Origin of the sequence: Hydrogenophaga sp. ANAO-22, from assembly GCF_042466645.1 — a bacterium.
Lineage (GTDB): Bacteria > Pseudomonadota > Gammaproteobacteria > Burkholderiales > Burkholderiaceae_C > Hydrogenophaga.
In genome coordinates this window covers 3,722,710-3,739,514 of record NZ_CP159956.1, presented here as the reverse complement: position 1 = coordinate 3,739,514, position 16,805 = coordinate 3,722,710, and the positions used below count along the sequence as shown (strand labels likewise).

The window sequence follows — 16,805 nt, the reverse complement described above, 5'->3', positions numbered from 1 at the left end:
GCATCCGCAGCGGATTCTTCCTACAACCACCGCGCCCCCGCACGGCGCCCAGGAGACAAGACCATGAAACGCAGAGACTTCGCGGGAGCCGCGCTCCTCTTGCCGCTGGCCGGCGCCTTGCACGCGCAGACCCCGGCCTGGCCGCAGCGCCCGGTGAAATTCATCCTGTCGCAGCCGGCCGGCGCCGGCCCCGACATCCTGGCGCGCTACCTCGGCGAGCAGCTCGCCCGCCTGTGGAACCAGGGCGTGGTGGTGGAGAACCGCCCGGGCGGCCAGAACGTGATCGGTGCGCAGGCCGCCGCGCGCTCGGCCGCCGACGGCTACACCTTCTACTACGCCACCACGGCCGCGATGGTGACCAACGCCTTCACCTTCAAGGCCCTGCCCTACGACCCGGTGAAGGATTTCGCGCCGGTGCGCCTGGTGGGCCGCAGCCCCTTCGTGATCGCCACCGCCAGCGCCGCGCCGTTCAAGGACCTGGCCCAGGCCCTGGCCGCCGCCAAGGCGCAGCCGGGCGCCGTCACCATCGGCACCGAAGGGCCCAAGACCTTCTCCGGCATGCTGGCCGACAGCGTGGCCGTCAAGGGCGGTGTGAAGCTCAACCACGTGTCGTACACCAAGGGCCCGGAAGCGATCCAGGACCTGATCGGCGGCCGCATCCAGCTGGTGTGCCTGCCCGACGCGGCGCTCACCGCCTTCATCAAGAGCGGCCAATTGCGCGCGCTCGCCATCAGCACGGCGCAGCGCCAGCCCGACATGCCCAATGTGCCGGCGCTCGCCGAGACCTTCCCCGGCTTCGAGTACACCGGCTGGAACGGCCTCTTCGCGCCCGCCGGCACACCGGCCGACGTGGTGGCCCGCGTGAACCGCGACCTGGAGACCGTGCTGCGCCAGCCCGAGGTGGCGCAGCGCCTGCAGACGCTGGGCTCGCTGGCCGAGCCGAAGATGTCGGTGCCCGAGTTCGAGGCCTTCATGCGCGGCGAGCACGAGCGCTGGCGCGAGGTGATCAAGTCCCTCGGCATCACGGCGGAGTGAACGGAATGAGCGGCGTGGCGGCACGGGCTTCCTGCACCTGCGGCGGCATCGACGTGCATGCGCACGTCGTGCCCGAGAACTTCCCGGCCTACATCGGCCGCAGCATGCCGGCCGACTGGCCGTCCATGGCGCCGGCGCAGCCCTGCCACCGCCACGTGATGATCGCGGGCAAGAACTACCGCACCGTGTCCGACCGATGCTGGGACGTGGCCAAGCGCCTGCAGGACCTGCCCGGCATGGGCCTGGCGCTGCAGGTGATGTCGCCCATGCCCGAGCTGCTGTCGTACTGGATGCCGGCGGCCGATGCGCAGCAGCTGCTGCGCTTCCTCAACGACCAGATCGCCGCCATGGTGGACGCCGGCGGCGGCCAGCTGGCCGGCCTGGGCGCGGTGCCGCTGCAGGACGTGGACCTCGCCATCCGCGAGCTGGAGTACGCGGTGAAGGCGCTGGGCTTCGCGGGGGTGGAGGTGGGCAGCAACATCAACGGCGTGCCGATCGGTGCACCGGTGTTCGACCCCTTCTTCGAGGCCTGCGAGGCGCTGGGCGCGGCGGTGTTCGTGCACGCCATCCGCCCCGCCGGCATGGAGCGCCTGGTGGGCCCCGCGCCCCTGCAGCAGGTGATCGCCTACCCCGGCGACGTGGGCCTGGCCGCCGCCTCGGTGATCACCGGCAACCTGCTGGTGCGCCGGCCGAAGCTGCGCATCGCCTTCAGCCACGGCGGCGGCACGCTGGCTTCGCTGCTGCCGCGCCTGCAGCAGGGCTGGGGCGTGTTCCCGGCGCTGCGCGACAGCGTGCTCGCAGCCCCGGCCGAGCAGGCGCGCCGCCTGTTCTACGACACCCTGGTGTTCGACACGCCCACGCTGCGCCACCTGGTGGCCAGCTTCGGCGACACGCAGCTGATGGTGGGCACCGACCACCCCTTCAACTTCCACGACCACACGCCGGTGCAGCGCATCGAGGCCGCTGGCTTCGATGCCGACACCACCGCGCGCCTGGTGCACCAGAACGCCGAGCGTTTCCTCGGCCTGCCGCACAAGAAAGTGAGCACCCCATGAGTTCCCCCTGGATCGAGGCCGTGCGCAGCGTGGCCCTGAACGTGCCCGACCTGGCGCAGGCCGAGGCCTTCTACACCGAGGTCTGGCGCCTGAGCGTGGCGCACCGCGGCGAGCAGGCGATCTGCCTGCGCGGCACCGGCAGCGACCACCACCTGCTCGCGCTGCACGCGGGCGGCCCGGTGCCGCAGATCCGCCAGGTCACGCTGCGCGCGCGCAGCCTCGACGCGCTGCACGCCGTGGCCGAGGCCGTGCCGCGCGCGGGCGGCACCCTGCTCTCGCCCATCGGCCCGCTCGATCACGACCCCGCCGGCGGCACCGGCCTCACGCTGCGCGACCCGCACGGCCGCGTGATCCAGGTGGTGCACGGCGATGCGCGCGGGGAAGACACCGGCCCGCAGCGCGACCAGCCCGCGCGGCTCACGCACGTGGTGCTCAACAGCCACGCGGTGGACGACACGCAGCGCTTCCTCACCGAGGCCCTGGGCTTCACGCTGGCCGACCGCACCGTGGCCATTGCCTTCATGAACTGCAACCACGACCACCACACGCTCGCGGTGGGCGTGGCCGACAACGACGCGCTCAACCACATCGCCTTTCTGATGCCCGACGCCGACTCGGTGATGCGCGGCGGCGGCCGCATGAAGGACGCCGGCCACCCCATCGAATGGGGCCCCGGCCGCCACGGCCCCGGCAACAACCTCTTCAACTACTTCATCGACCCCTTCGGCATCGTCATCGAGTACACGGCCGAGGTCGAGCAGGTGGATGAAAGCTACGTGCCCCGGGGCCCGGCGGAATGGAAATGGCCGCCCGGCCGCGTCGACCAGTGGGGCATCTCGCCGCCGCCCGGCGCCACGCTCAAGGAAGCGCAGCGCCGCGTGCTGTTCGCCTCCATGCCCTGAACCCGTTTTTTCTCCGCAACCTGACCGCACCATGAAATTCACCACCTACCTGCGCGACGGCGCGCCCCGCCTGGCCGTCGTGAACGGCGCCGACTTCGTCGACCTGCACGACGCCCAACCCCAGGTGCCGACCGACCTGCGCGCCGCGCTGAAGGCCGGCGTGGACCTGCACGCCGCCGCCCAGGCCGCGCTGGCCGGGCCCTTCAAGCGGCAGGCGCTCGCCGGCGCCGCGCTCGCGCCGCTGCTGCCCGAACCCGGCAAGACCGTGTGCCTGGGCCTCAACTACTTCGACCACGCCAAGGAAGGCGGCCGCGAGAAACCCGACTACCCCTGGTTCTTCTACCGCGGCAGTTCCTCGCTGATCGCGCACGGCGACGCCGGCGTGGTGCCCCGCGTCTCCGGCAAGTTCGACTACGAGGCCGAGCTCGCCGTCGTCATCGGCCGCACCGTGCCGCGCCACACCACGCAAGCGGATGCGCTGCAATACGTGTTCGGCTACAGCTGCTTCAACGACATGAGCGTGCGCGACTACCAGAAGCGCACGCCGCAATGGACCATCGGCAAGAACTTCGACGGCACCGGCGGCTTCGGCCCGGTGCTGGTGACGGCCGACGAACTGCCGCCCGGTGCCGCCGGCCTGAAGATCCAGGGCCGCCTCAACGGCCAGGTGATGCAGGACGCCAACACCAGCGACATGATCTTCAGCGTGGCCGAGACCATCGCGCTGCTGGCCGAGGTGCTGACGCTGGAAGCCGGCGACGTGATCGTGATGGGCACGCCCGCCGGCGTCGGCCAGGCGCGCACGCCACCCGTCTGGATGAAGGCCGGCGACACCTTCGAAGTGGAGATCGAGCGCATCGGCACGCTGGCCAACCCCATCGTGAACGAACAGGCCTGACCATGCAGCAGCGCGTTTTCGATGTCGCCATCGTGGGCTGCGGGCCCTCGGGCGTGGTGGCCGCCGGCCTGCTGGGCCAGGCGGGCCTGAGCGTGTACGTGTGCGACCGGCTCGTCGACGTGCACCAGATCCCGCGCGCCATCGCGCTGGACCACGAGATCATGCGGGTGTTCCAGCAGCTCGGCGTGGCCGATGCGGTGGCACCGTTCTGCGAACCCTTCACGCCCTCCGAGTACTTCGGCGTGGACGGCCAGCTGATCCGCCGCATGACCATGGTGGCGCCGCCCTTCCCACAGGGCCACACGCCCTCGATGGTGTTCACCCAGCCCGAGGTCGAGAAGGTCCTGCGCGCGCGCGTCGCGCAGCTGCCCAACGTGGTGGTGGAGCTCGGCGTGGAGATGACCGGCCTCACGCCGCACGACCAGGGCGTGGACCTCGCCATCGGCGGTGCGCAGGGCGGGCCCGCCCGCACGGTGCGCGCGCAATACACCATCGCCTGCGACGGAGGCTCCAGCGCGGTGCGCACCGCACTGGCCATGCCGCTGGAAGACCTGGACTTCGACGAACCCTGGCTGGTGGTGGACGTGCTCATGAACGAGCGCGGCCTGGCCAAGCTGCCGAAGGTCAGCGTGCAGTACTGCGAACCCGAACGGCCTTGCACCCTGGTCATCGGCCCGAAGAACCACCGCCGCTGGGAAATCTCGCTCAACCCCGGCGAAGACCCGAAACACGCCGCCACCCCCGAGGAAACCTGGCGCCTGCTCTCGCGCTGGATCACGCCCGAGGACGGCACGCTGTGGCGCCAGTCGAGCTACCGCTTCCACGCCTTGGTGGCGCAGCAATGGCGCCGGGGCCGCGTGTTCCTCGCGGGCGACGCGGCGCACATGCAACCGCCCTTCCTCGGCCAGGGCATGTGCCAGGGCATCCGCGACGTGAGCAACCTCGCCTGGAAACTCGCGGCCGTGCTGCGCGGCGAGGTGTCCGGCGCGAGCGCCGAGGCTCTGCTCGACAGCTACGGCGACGAGCGCAAGGCCCACGTGCGCGAACTCACCAGCCGCATCAAGCACGTGGGCGCGGTGATCTGCGAACGCGACCCGGTGAAGGCCCGCGAGCGCGACGCGGCGATGCTCGCCCAGTGCGGCGGCAAGGTGAAGGACACGCCGCGCCAGGACATCCTGCCGCCGCTGAGCACAGGCTGGCTCGCGCCGCAGGACCACGCCGCGCGCGGCAGCCTGTTCCCCCAACCCTGGCTGCTCAGCGGCCCGCAGCGCCAGCGCATGGACGCCATCGCCGGCAACGGCTGGCGGCTGGTGCTGGCCCCGGGCCAGGCCGTGCCCGGCGGGGCGGGTGCCCTGCCGTGGTTGCGCTGCGTCGCGCTCGGCACGGTGGGCGCGCTGGAGACCGACGGCGTGGCCGAAGCGTGGCTGCAGCGCCACCAGAGCGTGGCGGCGCTGGTGCGGCCGGACAACTATGTGTATGGCGTGGCCGGCACGACCGATGAGGCGGCGGCGCTGTTGTCGGCACTCGCCACGCGGCTGGGCGTGGCGGCCGAGGCCTGCGCGGCCTGAGGCCAAGCCGGGCGCAGCGCCTCCACCCAGTCCTCGAACGGCGGCGCGCCCGACTCAGCACGGCGCAGCACGGCCGCCGGGTGGTGCACCACCCAGACCGGCAGGCCATCGGCCCGCGCCTGCCAGCGCCCCAGGCTCTGCGCCACGCCCACCCCCCCGCCGAGCAGGCTGGACGCGGCGGTGGCGCCGAGCGCGATCACCGCCTGCGGCTGGACGAGGCGGATCTCCGCTTCCAGCCACTGCTCACACGCTTCGGCCGCGCGCTGGCCGGGCGTCTTGTGCAGGCGCCGTTTCCCGCGCGCCAGAAAATGGAAGTGCTTGACGGCGTTGGTGAGGTAGATCGCGTCCACCGGCCAGCCGAGTTCGGCGATGGCGCGCCGCAGCAGCGCGCCGGCGGGCCCGACGAAGGGGCGGCCCGCGAGGTCTTCCTGGTCGCCCGGTTGTTCGCCCACGATCATCAGGCGCGCGCCCACGCGGCCTTCGCCCCAGACGACCTGGGTCGCGCTGCAGGCCACCGGGCAGTCCGAGCAGTGGCGCGCGCGGCGACCCAGGTCGTCCAGCTGCTCCTGCGGTGTGCGCGGTGCGCGCGCCGCCGCGCGAGGCGCGCCGATGGGCAGGCGGCGCTGCGACTCGCTGACCTGCGCCACCATGCGCGCGCTGCGCTGCGGCGCGGTCCGGATCAGTTCGGTGATGGCCTGCGTCTCGGGCAGGTTGTGCCAGTAGCGGCGCGGCATCTCGCGCAGCATGGCGGCGGTCTTGAGCCGCGAGGGGTTGAAGATGCTGCGGTAGTAGTCGAGCCACAGGGCCTCGCCGGCATCGGGCGGGGGCGCGAGCGAGCGGTCCACCCCGGGCGAGAACTCGAGGCCTTCGCGGTTCCAGTGCACACACAGGCGCGGTGTGAGGATGGCCCAGCGCATGGCCGCGAAGCGCTGCGCGAAAAACGGCGCGGCCGCGCGAACGATGTGATGCACCGGCTCGAACCAGGCCACGTAGCGCGTGCCGCCGCCATCACCGTCCTCGATCGGGCGGAAGCGCACGAAGGCGTGCATCTTGTGGATTTCGCGCCGCACCTCGCGCGCCATGCGCTCCAGTGCGAGGCGACGGGGGTCGAGCGCATCGCGCCAACGGCGCGGGTCGGCTTGCAGATCCAGCGCGAGTTCGTGCAACCAGCGGAACCGCTCGGGGTGCGCGTGCTGCGCCACCGCATCCGCCAGGTCCATGGCCCCGGCGGGCAGGCTTCGCAGCGCGCGCAGGGGCACGGCTTCGGGCGGCGGCGCGGTGGCGGGCGAGGCCGCGTCTTCACCCAGCAGATCGCCCTGCCCTTCGGTGCCGTCGCGCCACGCCACGCCGTGCGGCTCGGCGCCGCAGGCGATCAGCGCCGACAGCGCGCGCAGCGTGGCGGGCACGTCGTTGGCGTCGTACTCGATCTGCCAGCGCATGGGCGTCTCAGGCAACGGCGGGCGCGTCGAACAGATCGGGCTGCTGGCGCACGTCGGCCTGTCTGACCGGCCTGGGCCGCGCGGTGGAAGACAAGGGCACCGCACCGGGCCGGTGGTCCGGCAGGTGCACGAAGTCCAGCGCCTTGCGGCCCGCCGTGCCCAGGCGCTCCATATCGGCGCGCCGCACCTGGCGCACGCGCCGCGCGTCGAGCAGGCGCTGCACCGAGTGCGCGCCCAGCCCGGGCACGCGCAGCAGGGTCTCGCGCGGCGCGCGGTTCACATCCACCGGAAACCACTCCGGGTGCGCGAGGGCCCAGGCGAGCTTGGGGTCCATGTCCATGGCCAGCATGCCGCCGGGCAGCACGAGTTCGCTCGCGTCGAAACCGTAGAAACGCATCAGCCAGTCGGCTTGGTACAGGCGGTGCTCGCGCACCAGCGGCGCGGCCTGGCCGGGCAGCCGGGCGCTGGCGTGCGGGATCGGGCTGAAGGCCGAGTAGTAGACGCGCTTGAGACGGTAGCCCGCGTAGAGCCCGGCGCTGACCTGCAGGATGCTGCGGTCGTCCGACGCGTCGGCGCCGACGATCATCTGCGTGCTCTGGCCGGCGGGCGCGAAACGCGGCGGTGGCGCGCTGGCGGCGGGCCGGCCGGGCAAGGAGCGGATCTGTTGCGCCTGCGTCTTCTGCTCGCGCGCTTCGTCCAGCTTCAGGCGGATGCCGGCCATCGACTGGCGGATCTGCCGGCTGCTCTTGCCCGGCGCGAGCGCGTCGAGCGAGTCCTGGCTGGGCAGCTCGATGTTGATGCTGAGGCGGTCGGCGTAGCGCCCGGCGCGCGCGAGCAGGGCCTCGTCGGCATCGGGAATCGTCTTGAGGTGGATGTAGCCGCGAAAGCCGTGCACCTCGCGCAGCTGGCGGGCCACCTCCGCGAGCTGCTCCATGGTGTAGTCGGGCGAGCGGATGATGCCGGAGCTCAGGAACAGGCCCTCGATGACGTTGCGGCGGTAGAAATCGAGCGTGAGGTTCACCACCTCTTCCACGCTGAAGCGGGCGCGCTCGACATCGCTGGAGACGCGGTTGACGCAGTAGAGGCAGTCGTACACGCACCAGTTGGTGAGCAGGATCTTGAGCAGCGAGATGCAGCGCCCGTCGGGCGCGTAGCTGTGGCAGATGCCCATGCCCTCGTTCGACCCCAGGCCCTGCTGGTCCCTCGAATCCCGGCGCGTGCCGCCGCTGGAGGCGCAGGAGGCGTCGTACTTCGCGGCATCCGCGAGGATGCGGATCTTGCGGGCGACGGACATCATGCTGTAATTTTATACAGTATCTCGTCCGGGCGCTCGCCGGCTGTCACTTGGCGGCCGTCTTGCCCTACAGTGCGCCGATCACACCGAGGAGATGCCCATGCCCAACCTGGCCACCATCGAGATCAAGGCCTTCCTGCCCGCGATCGACTTTGACCAGTCCCGGCGCTTCTACATCGACCTGGGCTTCACCGAGGCCTGGGCTTCGGAGCAGATGGCCTACCTGCATGCCGGCAGGAGCAGTTTTCTGCTGACGAAGTTCTACGTGAAGGACTTCGCCGAGAACCTCATGATGCATTTGCTGGTGGAGGACGTGGACGCGTGGTGGGCGCACGTCGAGGCGCAGCGGTTGGGCGAGCGCTACGGTGTGCGCGCCGAGCCGCCCGAAGACCGGCCCTGGGGCATCCGCGATTTCATCCTGAACGACCCGGCGGGCGTGTTGTGGCGCATCGGGCAGGACATCGAGGGCAAGTAGGTCTCGCCGCCCACGCCTTGCTTCAGCGCGAGCGTGCCAGCTTGTGCAGCAACTCCGCGAGCATGAGGTGCTCGGCCGGTGTCAGGGTCTTGAAACTGGCTTTTTCGTTGTCGAGCAAGCGCCTGGTGAGTTCCTTCACCAGCGACTCGCCTTGCTCGGTCACGGAAAGGTGAAAGCCTCGTCTGTCGTTTTCGTTTGTTTCACGAACTACCAGACCACGGCCAGCCAGCTTGTCGAGGCCGTTGGTGATGTAGGGGGCGCTCAGCCCGAGCGCCTTGGTCAACTGGGCGGGCGACACCAGCGGGTTGGCGTGGATCAAGGCCAGCAGGGTGTACTCCACCGTGCGCAGCGAATGCGAATTCCCGACCACATCCTGGAACAGGCCGATCGTGACGATGGAGGCCTGGGCCAACTGGTAGCCGAGCAGCTGCTGCAAGGCGCCCTCGCGCAGGCGCCCGGCGGGCGTTGACTCCATCGCCAGCTTGGGTTCATCGGCCCTGGCACGCACCACCTTCTGCGGCAGCCCCTTCTTCGATGCGGCAGCGGGCTCTGCGCCGTCGCGGGACTGCGCCCTGTTCTTGACGGTCTTGGAAGGTGGCGTGTTGAGGCTGCGCTGTTTGTCCATGAAGTTCTCCTCAGCACGAGATGCACCGGAGAGGGTGGATTCTGCCTGCTTCAGCTCCTAGGGTATTCACCAGTCTTTTTATTTAGTTAACTGAACTAACCTTGTTCCGCGACATGGGCGCAAACCCTTCGCAAGACACCACAAACAAACGTAGGAGACAGTCATGCTTCAAATCAGGATGGCCGCGTTCGCGACGGCCAGCACTGCGGTTTTGCTCGCGGCCTGCGGAGGAGGAGGAGGTGGTGGCGGCCAGGAAGCTGCGGCCCCGTCCACACCGACCACACCTTCCCTGGCCATTCCGGCACCCGGCTCGCTGCTGCCGGCGGCTGATGCCAAGACCATCACCGCGGCCGACTGCACGGCGGCCAAGCTGGGCACCAGCGTCGCGGTCGCGGACATTGGCGAGCCGGTGTCGGCGGTGACATTGAACGCGCCCGTCTGGACGGCCGCGGCGGGATCGAATCAGGCCTACTGTTCGCTCACGGGTGCCATCTATGCCGTGGACCCCAGCGCACCGGTGATCAACTTCCGCGTTTCGCTGCCGGCGAGCTGGAGCCTGCGTGCGGTGCACACGGGCGGTGGTGGCATGAACGGCTTTGCGCCGGGCGCGCCGTCTGCCGCCATCCTCGCGCTGGGCGCGGCCACCTGGGGCAGCGACTCCGGCCACAGCTTCCTGGACTCGACCTGGGCCCTGAACGAAGAAGCCATGATGAACCTGGGCTTCATGCAGATGAAGAAGACGCGCGATGTGGGCGTCAAATTGACCGAGCGCATGTACGGCGAAAAGCCTCGCTTTACGTATTGGCAGGGCGGCTCGCAGGGTGGCCGGGAGGGCCTGACGGTGATGCAGCGCTACCCGGCTGACTATGACGGCGCGGCCCTCACCGTGCCCATCGTCAATTTCTCCACCTTGCTGCTGGCACCCGAACTGATCCGCATCCAGGAGAAGCCCCTGGCAAACTGGGTTCCCCCCGTCAAGGTGGCGGCGATCCGCCAGGAGTTCATTCGCCAGTGCGACAAGCTCGATGGCCTGGCCGACGGCATCATCAACAACTACCAGGCTTGCCGGGACATCTTCAACGTCAAGGCGGGCGCGCCCGGCCGCAATCCGTGGCTGAGCAAGCGCTGCCCGGGCAACGTCGACCCCAATCCGACCGACAGCACGGCCACCGCCTGCTTCACCGATGGGCAGATCCAGACGCTGAATTTCATCTATTCACCTTATGAGTTTGCCACCCCGCTGGCCAATGGCGTCACGTCGTTCGGCATGTGGGCGCCCACGACCGATCCAGGTGGCTCGGGCTTGCTCATCCCTGCCCGCCATGTGGGCCAGGAAGGTGCCGACCCGGGTGCCACCAACCACACCCACCTGGGCATCCTCGGCGTGACGGGCTTCCTCATGAAGAACCTGAATGCGAACCCGCTGGACTACGTGGAAGGCGGCGCCCTCAATGCACGCCGGGTCCAGATCTCGCGGCACCTGGATGCGACGAACCCGGACCTGACAACGTTCTACCGGCGCGGCGGCAAGGTGCTGATCACCATCGGCTCGAACGACAGCCTGGCCTCCACAGGCGCACAGCTGGACTACTACCAGTCGGTGCTCGACAAGATGACCCGGCCGGTGGTGGACGCTTTCGCGCGCTTGTGGGTGTTGCCACAAACCGGCCACGGTCTGTCCGGCACCAACCACACGGTCGATGGCGATGGCGCCACCATCCCGGCGACCGCGATTCCCAATTCGTTCAACGGCCTGCAGATGGTGGTGGACTGGGTGGAGCAGAACCGCGCCCCGAGCAAGAACCCCACGGTGACGGCGGGCACCAAGGCACTGCCCATGTGCTCATACCCGCAGCACCCGAAGTACGTTTCGGGTGACGCCGCGCTGGCGGCGTCCTACACCTGCGCGGACTGAGCACGGCGGTCCCGGACAGACAAAAGGCCTCGCGATCAGCGAGGCCTTTTTCGCTGGCGCCTCACACCTTCGAGAAGTCCGGCTTCCTGCGTTCCATGAACGCGCCAAACGCCTCGCGCGCGGCCGGCTCGCCCAGCATGCGGCCAAAGCTCGCGCCCTCTTCGGCCATCACGGCCATCACCTGTGGCGTCTGGTGCTTCTTCATCAGGCGCTTGGTCTCGATCAGCGCGCTGATGGGCTTGGCCGCGAGCTTGCGGGCCACGGCCTGCGCATAACCGGCCGCCTCCATCGGGGGCAGCACGCGGTTGACCAGGCCCACTTCCAGCGCGGCCTCGGCCATGAAGGGCTCGCCCAGCAGCAGCGCCTCGGCCGCACGGTGGTAGCCCAGCATCTGTGGCACCAGCAGGCTGGACGCGGCCTCGGGGCACAGGCCGAGGTTGACGAAGGGCATGGAGAAGGCGGCGTTGTCGCCGGCGTAGACCAGGTCGCAATGGAACAGCATCGTGGTGCCCACGCCCACGGCCGGGCCGCACACCGCCGCCACCAGCGGCTTGGGAAACTGCGCGATGCCGCGCAGGAAGCGGAACACCGGCGAATCCGTGCCGGCCGGCGGGTTGTTGAGGAAGTCGGCGATGTCGTTGCCGGCGGAGAAGATGGTCTCGTTGCCCTGGAGCACGACGCAGCGCACGGCGGCATCGTCCTGCGCGGCCTGCAGCGCGTCGGCCAGCTGGCCGTACATGGCCGCGGTGATGGAGTTCTTCTTGTCGGGGCGGTTGAACGTGAGGGTGCTGACGCCGGCTTCGGTGTGGACGAGGATGTCGCTCATGGGTGTCTCTCAGTGTGCGAAGAAAGGACCCGCAAATTACCACGAACGGGCGTGCTTTTTTGAGGCGGGCCGCCCAGGGGCTGACCGGTGCGTGACAGGGTGTTTCCGGCCACGCCCGGGACACGGCCGCCGCCTACACTTGCCGCTTCCGGGCGCCATGGCGCCGCCGTTGTCCACAGGTGCCGTTCCATGCCAGCCCGACTCACCGCCCTTTTCGTCCACGGCCTCGCCGGCGCGCTCGCCCTGCTGCTGGCCGGCGCACCCGCGCTGGCGCAGCAGGCACCCGCGCCGAAGGCCGAGCGCCCGCGCGTGGGCCTGGTGCTCTCGGGCGGCGGGGCGCGCGGCTTCGCGCACGTGGGCGTGCTCAAGGCGCTGGAAGCGGCGCGCGTGCCGGTGGACCTGATCGTGGGCACTTCCATGGGCGCGATCGTGGGCGGGCTGTACGCCAGCGGCATGACGGCGGACGAGCTCGAGCGCGAGATCCTGGCGGTGAACTGGGGCGACCTGTTCGACCGCCGCGAACCGCGCCAGCTGCTGTCGCAACGCCGCAAGGAAGAGGACTTCGAACTCTCGCCGGTGCTGATGCTGGGTTTTCGCGACGGCGCCTTCGTGCTGCCCACGGGCGCGGTATCCACCCGCTCGCTGGAAATGCTGCTGCGGCGCTACACGCTGTCCACGCGCCACCTGGCCAGCTTCGACGGCCTGCCCACGCCGTTTCGCGCGGTGGCCACCGACATGGAGACCGGCAAGGCCGTGGTGCTGGACCGCGGCGACCTGGCGGCCGCGCTGCGCGCGAGCATGTCGGTGCCGGGCGTGTTCTCGCCGCTGGCGGTGGACGGGCGCATCCTGGGCGACGGCGGGCTGGTGGACAACCTGCCGGTGGCCGTGGCGCGGCGCATGGGCGCGGACGTGGTGATCGCGGTCAACATCGGCACGCCGCTGGCCGGGCGCGAGACGCTGGGCAGCGTGGTGGGCATCACCACGCAGATGGTGAACATCCTGACCGAGCAGAACGTGCAGGCCAGCATCGCCACGCTGACGCCGAACGACCTGCTGCTGACGCCGCCGCTGGGCCAGCTCACCTCGTCCGATTTCGGCCGGGCGCCCGAGCTGGTGAAGATCGGCAACGACTACGCCAAGACGGTGGGCGACGCCCTGGCGCGGTTCTCCGCGGACGCGCCGCGCTACGAGCGCTGGGTGGCCGCGCGCGAGGCGCAGGAGAAAGCCAACACGGGGCGCATCGGCACCGTGGCCTCGGTGACCTTCGAAGGCGTGAACGAGATCCGCGCCGAGCGCCTGGCCACCGCGCTGGACACCTCGGAAGGCCAGCGGCTGGACGTGCCCAAGCTGGAGAACGACCTGCAGCGGCTCGCGGCCATGGGCGACTTCGAGGCCGTGGACTACACCCTGACGCGGCGCGAGGACGGCGCCGAGGACCTCAAGGTGCACCTGCGCGAAAACACCTGGGGCCCGAACTACCTGCGCGTGGGGCTGGACCTGCGCACCGACTTCCAGGGCCAGGGCGCGTTCAACCTGCGCATCAGCCACAACCGGCACTGGCTCAACGACACCGGCGCCGAGTGGCGCAACCGGGTGCAGGTGGGCGAGACGCTGGGCCTCTATTCCGAGATCTACCAGCCGCTGACCCTGCGCAGCGACCGCTTCGCGGCGGCCTACGTGGACGCGAACCTGCGCAAGGTGGAGCTGTTCGGCACCGAGGGCGAGGCCCTGGCGCTGGTGCAGCGGCAGAGCCTGCGCGTGGGCGCCGACATCGGCTGGCCCATGGGCCTGCTCGGCAACGTGGGCGACATGCGCGTGGGCCTGGTCGCGGCGCAGCGCAAGGTGACGCCGGAGCTGCTGGCCGCCGCCATCCCGGCCGGCGCCACCACCTCGCTGAAGTGGCGCGAGGTCGGCGTGCGCGGCGCGGTGATCGCCGACCAGCTGGACTACGCGAACTTCCCCTCGCACGGCTACCGCGCGCAGGGCGAGGTGGTGTTCGGCCGGCGCAGCTTCGACGGCGCGCCCAGTGGCAGCTTCACCAGCTTCGAAGGCACGGCCACGGCCGTGAAGAGCTGGGGCCCGCACACCTTCAACTTTGGCGCACGCCTGGCGAAGACCAGCCAGATCCCGCTGGGCGCGATCGACGAGTATTCGCTCGGCGGTTTCCAGCAGCTCTCGGGTTACCGCGTGGGCCAGGTGGCGGGCAACTACCTGGTGTTCGGCCGCCTCACCTACTACCAGCGCCTGCCCTGGAGCGTGGGCGTGGCGCGCGCGCTGTTCGTGGGCGGCTCGCTGGAGGCCGGCAACGCCTGGACGGCGCGCCGGGACATCTCATTGGGCGACCTGCGCGCGGGCTCCAGCCTGTTCGTGGGCGCGGACACCGGCATCGGCCCGCTCTACCTGAGCATCGTGAGCGCGCCGCGCGGCTACACCGGCCTGTATCTTTTCCTGGGCCGGCCGTAGCAACGCACCGTCCGCGCGCCAAGCACCCGTCCGGAGACAGCGCGGAACCGGCTTTGCCGGGCCGCTGCTGTCGCCCCCTTGAGGGGGTCGCGCGCAGCGCGGCGGGGGTGCTATTCCTTGTAATAAACGATCTGGTGCGTGGTCGCCAGCAGCACACCGGCCTCGTTCCAGAGCTGCGCGGTCTGGTCGAAGAATCCATTGCGAAAGGCCTGGGCGCGCGCCTGCGCGAGCAGCCAGCCGCTGCCGGTGGCGGCGTGTTCGGCCGAACCGGCGTGGAAGTACACCGTCATGGACACCGTGCCCGTGGGCACGCGCGTGGCGCGGCGCAGCCAGATGCGCGGGTAGAACACGTCGGCCAGCGCGGACAGGCTGGTGAAGTCGAGCCCGCGCCGCGGTTCGTCGCGCACCCACATCTGGATCAGACTGGTGTCGCCCTGGCCGTCCCAGCGCTCGGGGATGATGCCGGTGACGAAATGCATGGCGTAGCGCTGAGGCCAGGCCACCTGCGGTGCGATCGAGGCCCGCGCGATGCGGTCGGGCGAAGGCACCGAGGGCATGGGCTCGTCGTCCACGCCCCAGGTCTCGCGCCGCACGGCGGTGACGGCGGTGGCCGTGAGCACGGTGGCGGGCGCGCCGCTCGCATCGGGCTGGGTGATCTCCATCACCCAGTGCTGCGTCGAGCGGTTGGTGCGCACCGGCCGCGCGGTGACGGCGAATTCGCCATCGGCCAGCGCGGCGGCGTAGTTCACCGTGAGCGAGATCGGCTCGCCCAGGCGCTCGGGGTGCTGCATCACCGACTGCATGGCCGTGGCGGCCGTGATGCCACCGAACGGCCCCACCATGTTGGCGTAGGCGGGCGAGGTGGCGCCGCGGTATTGGTGGGCGCCGGTGGGGTGCAGCGCGACGGCCTGGTCGAGAGCGTGTGTGGTCATGCGATCAGTGTGCAAGAGGCCCGAACAATTCAACGTCTACCTCGCGACAGTCCATCCGGAGCGAAGAGCAACGCCGATCCAGGGATGCCGCGGAACCGGCTTTGCCGGGCCGCAGGCATCGCCCCTTTCAGGGGGTGACGCGCCGCAGGCGCGGCTCGGGGTGGGTCGTCAGACCCTTTCGAAGATGCCGGCGGCGCCCTGGCCCATGCCCACGCACATCGTGACCATGCCGTACTTCTTGTTGTGCCGCTTGAGCGCGTGCACCACGGTGGCCGAGCGGATGGCGCCGGTGGCGCCCAGCGGGTGGCCCAGCGCGATGGCGCCGCCCATGGGGTTGACCTTGCTCGGGTCCAGGCCCAGGGTGTTGATGACGGCGAGCGACTGCGCGGCGAAGGCCTCGTTGAGCTCGATCCAGTCGATCTGGTCCTGCGTGAGGCCGGCGTACTTCAGCGCAGCGGGAATCGCCTCGATCGGGCCGATGCCCATCAGGTGCGGCGGCACGCCGCGCGAGGCGTAGCTCACGAAGCGCGCCAGCGGCGTGAGGCCGAAGCGCTTGATGGCCGCTTCGCTGGCCAGGATGAGCGCGCCCGCGCCGTCGCTGGTCTGCGAGCTGTTGCCGGCGGTGACCGAGCCGCGCGCGGCGAACACCGTGCGCAGCTTGGACAGGCCTTCGATGGAGGTGTCGGGCCGCGCGCCTTCGTCCAGGCTCACGGTGCGCGTGCTCGTGCTGACCTCGGCGCTTTCCAGATTGACGCTGCGTTCGGTCACTTCCACCGGCGTGATCTCGTCGCTGAACTCCCCGTTCTTCATGGCCAGCACAGCGCGCTGGTGCGACTGCAGGGCGAAGGCGTCCTGCGCCTCGCGCGAGACCTTCCACTTCTGCGCCACCTTCTCGGCCGTGAGGCCCATGCCGTAGGCGATGCCGTAGCTCTCCACGTCGTCGGTGTTGCGGAAGATGGTGGGCGAGAGGCTGGGCGAGTTGCCCATCATGGGCACCATGCTCATGCTCTCGGTGCCGGCGGCGATCATCACGTCGGCCTCGCCCACGCGGATGCGGTCGGCCGCCATCTGCACGGCCGAGAGGCCCGAGGCGCAGAAGCGGTTGACGGTGATTCCGCCCACGCTGTTGGGCAGGCCGGCCAGGATGGCGCCGATGCGCGCCACGTTCAGGCCCTGCTGCGCCTCGGGAATGGCGCAGCCGCAGATCACGTCTTCGATGGCCTTGGGGTCCAGGCCCGGGGCCTGCGCCAGCGCCGAGCGCAGCGCGAGGGCGAGCATGTCGTCCGGGCGCAGGTGCTTGAAGGAACCCTTGTGCGAGCGGCCGATGGGGGTGCGGGTGGCGGCGACGATGTAGGCGTCTTGAATCTGTTTCATGGGG

At 70.2% G+C, this 16,805-nt stretch carries 14 protein-coding genes; 8 read left to right on the top strand and 6 right to left on the bottom strand.

Annotated elements, in window-relative coordinates; genetic code table 11:
• Positions 1 to 63: 63 nt before the first annotated feature.
• The 5 genes from ABSY19_RS17955 to ABSY19_RS17935 are packed head-to-tail and all read left to right on the top strand — an operon-like array spanning position 64 to position 5,458.
• Positions 64 to 1,035, top strand: coding sequence for a Bug family tripartite tricarboxylate transporter substrate binding protein (locus ABSY19_RS17955; protein WP_382154205.1), 972 nt, complete (start codon positions 64 to 66; stop codon positions 1,033 to 1,035).
• A 5-nt stretch (positions 1,036 to 1,040) separates the two neighbouring features.
• Positions 1,041 to 2,090, top strand: coding sequence for an amidohydrolase family protein (locus ABSY19_RS17950; RefSeq protein WP_382154202.1), 1,050 nt, complete (start codon positions 1,041 to 1,043; stop codon positions 2,088 to 2,090).
• The gene (locus ABSY19_RS17945; protein WP_382154199.1) at positions 2,087 to 2,992 is read left to right on the top strand and encodes a VOC family protein; all 906 of its coding nucleotides are present in this window, start codon (positions 2,087 to 2,089) and stop codon (positions 2,990 to 2,992) included. The genes ABSY19_RS17950 and ABSY19_RS17945 overlap by 4 nt, the downstream gene beginning before the upstream one ends.
• A 31-nt stretch (positions 2,993 to 3,023) precedes the next feature.
• Complete coding sequence (locus tag ABSY19_RS17940) at positions 3,024 to 3,890, top strand: fumarylacetoacetate hydrolase family protein (protein ID WP_382154196.1); 867 nt, start codon at positions 3,024 to 3,026, stop codon at positions 3,888 to 3,890.
• A 2-nt stretch (positions 3,891 to 3,892) separates the two neighbouring features.
• Positions 3,893 to 5,458 (top strand): bifunctional 3-(3-hydroxy-phenyl)propionate/3-hydroxycinnamic acid hydroxylase, encoded by a 1,566-nt coding sequence (locus ABSY19_RS17935; protein ID WP_382154193.1) that lies wholly within the window; start codon positions 3,893 to 3,895, stop codon positions 5,456 to 5,458.
• Here the strand turns inward: ABSY19_RS17935 and ABSY19_RS17930 are convergent.
• Positions 5,359 to 6,897 carry a UdgX family uracil-DNA binding protein gene (locus ABSY19_RS17930; protein ID WP_382154190.1) on the bottom strand — a complete coding sequence of 513 codons (1,539 nt, stop codon included), beginning with the start codon at positions 6,895 to 6,897 and terminating at the stop codon, positions 5,359 to 5,361. The genes ABSY19_RS17935 and ABSY19_RS17930 overlap by 100 nt on opposite strands.
• A 7-nt stretch (positions 6,898 to 6,904) precedes the next feature.
• A complete protein-coding gene (locus ABSY19_RS17925; protein WP_382163853.1) occupies positions 6,905 to 8,191 on the bottom strand; it encodes a putative DNA modification/repair radical SAM protein in 1,287 nt (428 codons plus the stop codon).
• A gap of 100 nt (positions 8,192 to 8,291) precedes the next feature.
• On the opposite strand from ABSY19_RS17925, the gene ABSY19_RS17920 reads away from it, so the two are divergent.
• Positions 8,292 to 8,666 carry a VOC family protein gene (locus ABSY19_RS17920; protein ID WP_382154187.1) on the top strand — a complete coding sequence of 125 codons (375 nt, stop codon included), beginning with the start codon at positions 8,292 to 8,294 and terminating at the stop codon, positions 8,664 to 8,666.
• A 22-nt stretch (positions 8,667 to 8,688) separates the two neighbouring features.
• On the opposite strand, the gene ABSY19_RS17915 is transcribed toward ABSY19_RS17920, so the two are convergent.
• A complete protein-coding gene (locus tag ABSY19_RS17915; RefSeq protein ID WP_382154185.1) occupies positions 8,689 to 9,291 on the bottom strand; it encodes a MarR family winged helix-turn-helix transcriptional regulator in 603 nt (200 codons plus the stop codon).
• Positions 9,292 to 9,454: 163 nt separating this feature from the next.
• On the opposite strand from ABSY19_RS17915, the gene ABSY19_RS17910 reads away from it, so the two are divergent.
• Positions 9,455 to 11,206, top strand: a complete 1,752-nt coding sequence (locus ABSY19_RS17910; protein ID WP_382154182.1) for a tannase/feruloyl esterase family alpha/beta hydrolase — start codon at positions 9,455 to 9,457, stop codon at positions 11,204 to 11,206.
• A gap of 61 nt (positions 11,207 to 11,267) precedes the next feature.
• On the opposite strand, the gene ABSY19_RS17905 is transcribed toward ABSY19_RS17910, so the two are convergent.
• Positions 11,268 to 12,032 carry an enoyl-CoA hydratase gene (locus ABSY19_RS17905; RefSeq protein ID WP_382154180.1) on the bottom strand — a complete coding sequence of 255 codons (765 nt, stop codon included), beginning with the start codon at positions 12,030 to 12,032 and terminating at the stop codon, positions 11,268 to 11,270.
• A gap of 189 nt (positions 12,033 to 12,221) precedes the next feature.
• Between ABSY19_RS17905 and ABSY19_RS17900 the strand changes: the two genes are divergently transcribed.
• Complete coding sequence (locus ABSY19_RS17900; protein WP_382154177.1) at positions 12,222 to 14,495, top strand: patatin-like phospholipase family protein; 2,274 nt, start codon at positions 12,222 to 12,224, stop codon at positions 14,493 to 14,495.
• 110 nt (positions 14,496 to 14,605) lie between these two features.
• Here ABSY19_RS17900 and ABSY19_RS17895 read toward each other — a convergent pair whose 3' ends face one another.
• The gene (locus ABSY19_RS17895) at positions 14,606 to 15,427 is read right to left on the bottom strand and encodes an acyl-CoA thioesterase (RefSeq protein ID WP_382154175.1); all 822 of its coding nucleotides are present in this window, start codon (positions 15,425 to 15,427) and stop codon (positions 14,606 to 14,608) included.
• A gap of 168 nt (positions 15,428 to 15,595) precedes the next feature.
• On the bottom strand, positions 15,596 to 16,801 hold the full coding sequence (locus ABSY19_RS17890) for an acetyl-CoA C-acyltransferase (protein ID WP_382154172.1): 1,206 nt from the start codon (positions 16,799 to 16,801) through the stop codon (positions 15,596 to 15,598).
• Positions 16,802 to 16,805 lie beyond the last annotated feature (4 nt).

Coding starts and splice junctions, on each gene's coding strand:
- ABSY19_RS17930 (WP_382154190.1), bottom strand. CDS start 6,897: ATGCGCTGGCAGATCGAGTACGACGCCAACGACGTGCCCGCCACGCTG.
- ABSY19_RS17920 (WP_382154187.1), top strand. CDS start 8,292: ATGCCCAACCTGGCCACCATCGAGATCAAGGCCTTCCTGCCCGCGATC.
- ABSY19_RS17895 (WP_382154175.1), bottom strand. CDS start 15,427: ATGACCACACACGCTCTCGACCAGGCCGTCGCGCTGCACCCCACCGGC.
- ABSY19_RS17955 (WP_382154205.1), top strand. CDS start 64: ATGAAACGCAGAGACTTCGCGGGAGCCGCGCTCCTCTTGCCGCTGGCC.
- ABSY19_RS17925 (WP_382163853.1), bottom strand. CDS start 8,191: ATGTCCGTCGCCCGCAAGATCCGCATCCTCGCGGATGCCGCGAAGTAC.
- ABSY19_RS17935 (WP_382154193.1), top strand. CDS start 3,893: ATGCAGCAGCGCGTTTTCGATGTCGCCATCGTGGGCTGCGGGCCCTCG.
- ABSY19_RS17950 (WP_382154202.1), top strand. CDS start 1,041: ATGAGCGGCGTGGCGGCACGGGCTTCCTGCACCTGCGGCGGCATCGAC.
- ABSY19_RS17915 (WP_382154185.1), bottom strand. CDS start 9,291: ATGGACAAACAGCGCAGCCTCAACACGCCACCTTCCAAGACCGTCAAG.
- ABSY19_RS17910 (WP_382154182.1), top strand. CDS start 9,455: ATGCTTCAAATCAGGATGGCCGCGTTCGCGACGGCCAGCACTGCGGTT.
- ABSY19_RS17890 (WP_382154172.1), bottom strand. CDS start 16,801: ATGAAACAGATTCAAGACGCCTACATCGTCGCCGCCACCCGCACCCCC.
- ABSY19_RS17945 (WP_382154199.1), top strand. CDS start 2,087: ATGAGTTCCCCCTGGATCGAGGCCGTGCGCAGCGTGGCCCTGAACGTG.
- ABSY19_RS17940 (WP_382154196.1), top strand. CDS start 3,024: ATGAAATTCACCACCTACCTGCGCGACGGCGCGCCCCGCCTGGCCGTC.
- ABSY19_RS17900 (WP_382154177.1), top strand. CDS start 12,222: ATGCCAGCCCGACTCACCGCCCTTTTCGTCCACGGCCTCGCCGGCGCG.
- ABSY19_RS17905 (WP_382154180.1), bottom strand. CDS start 12,032: ATGAGCGACATCCTCGTCCACACCGAAGCCGGCGTCAGCACCCTCACG.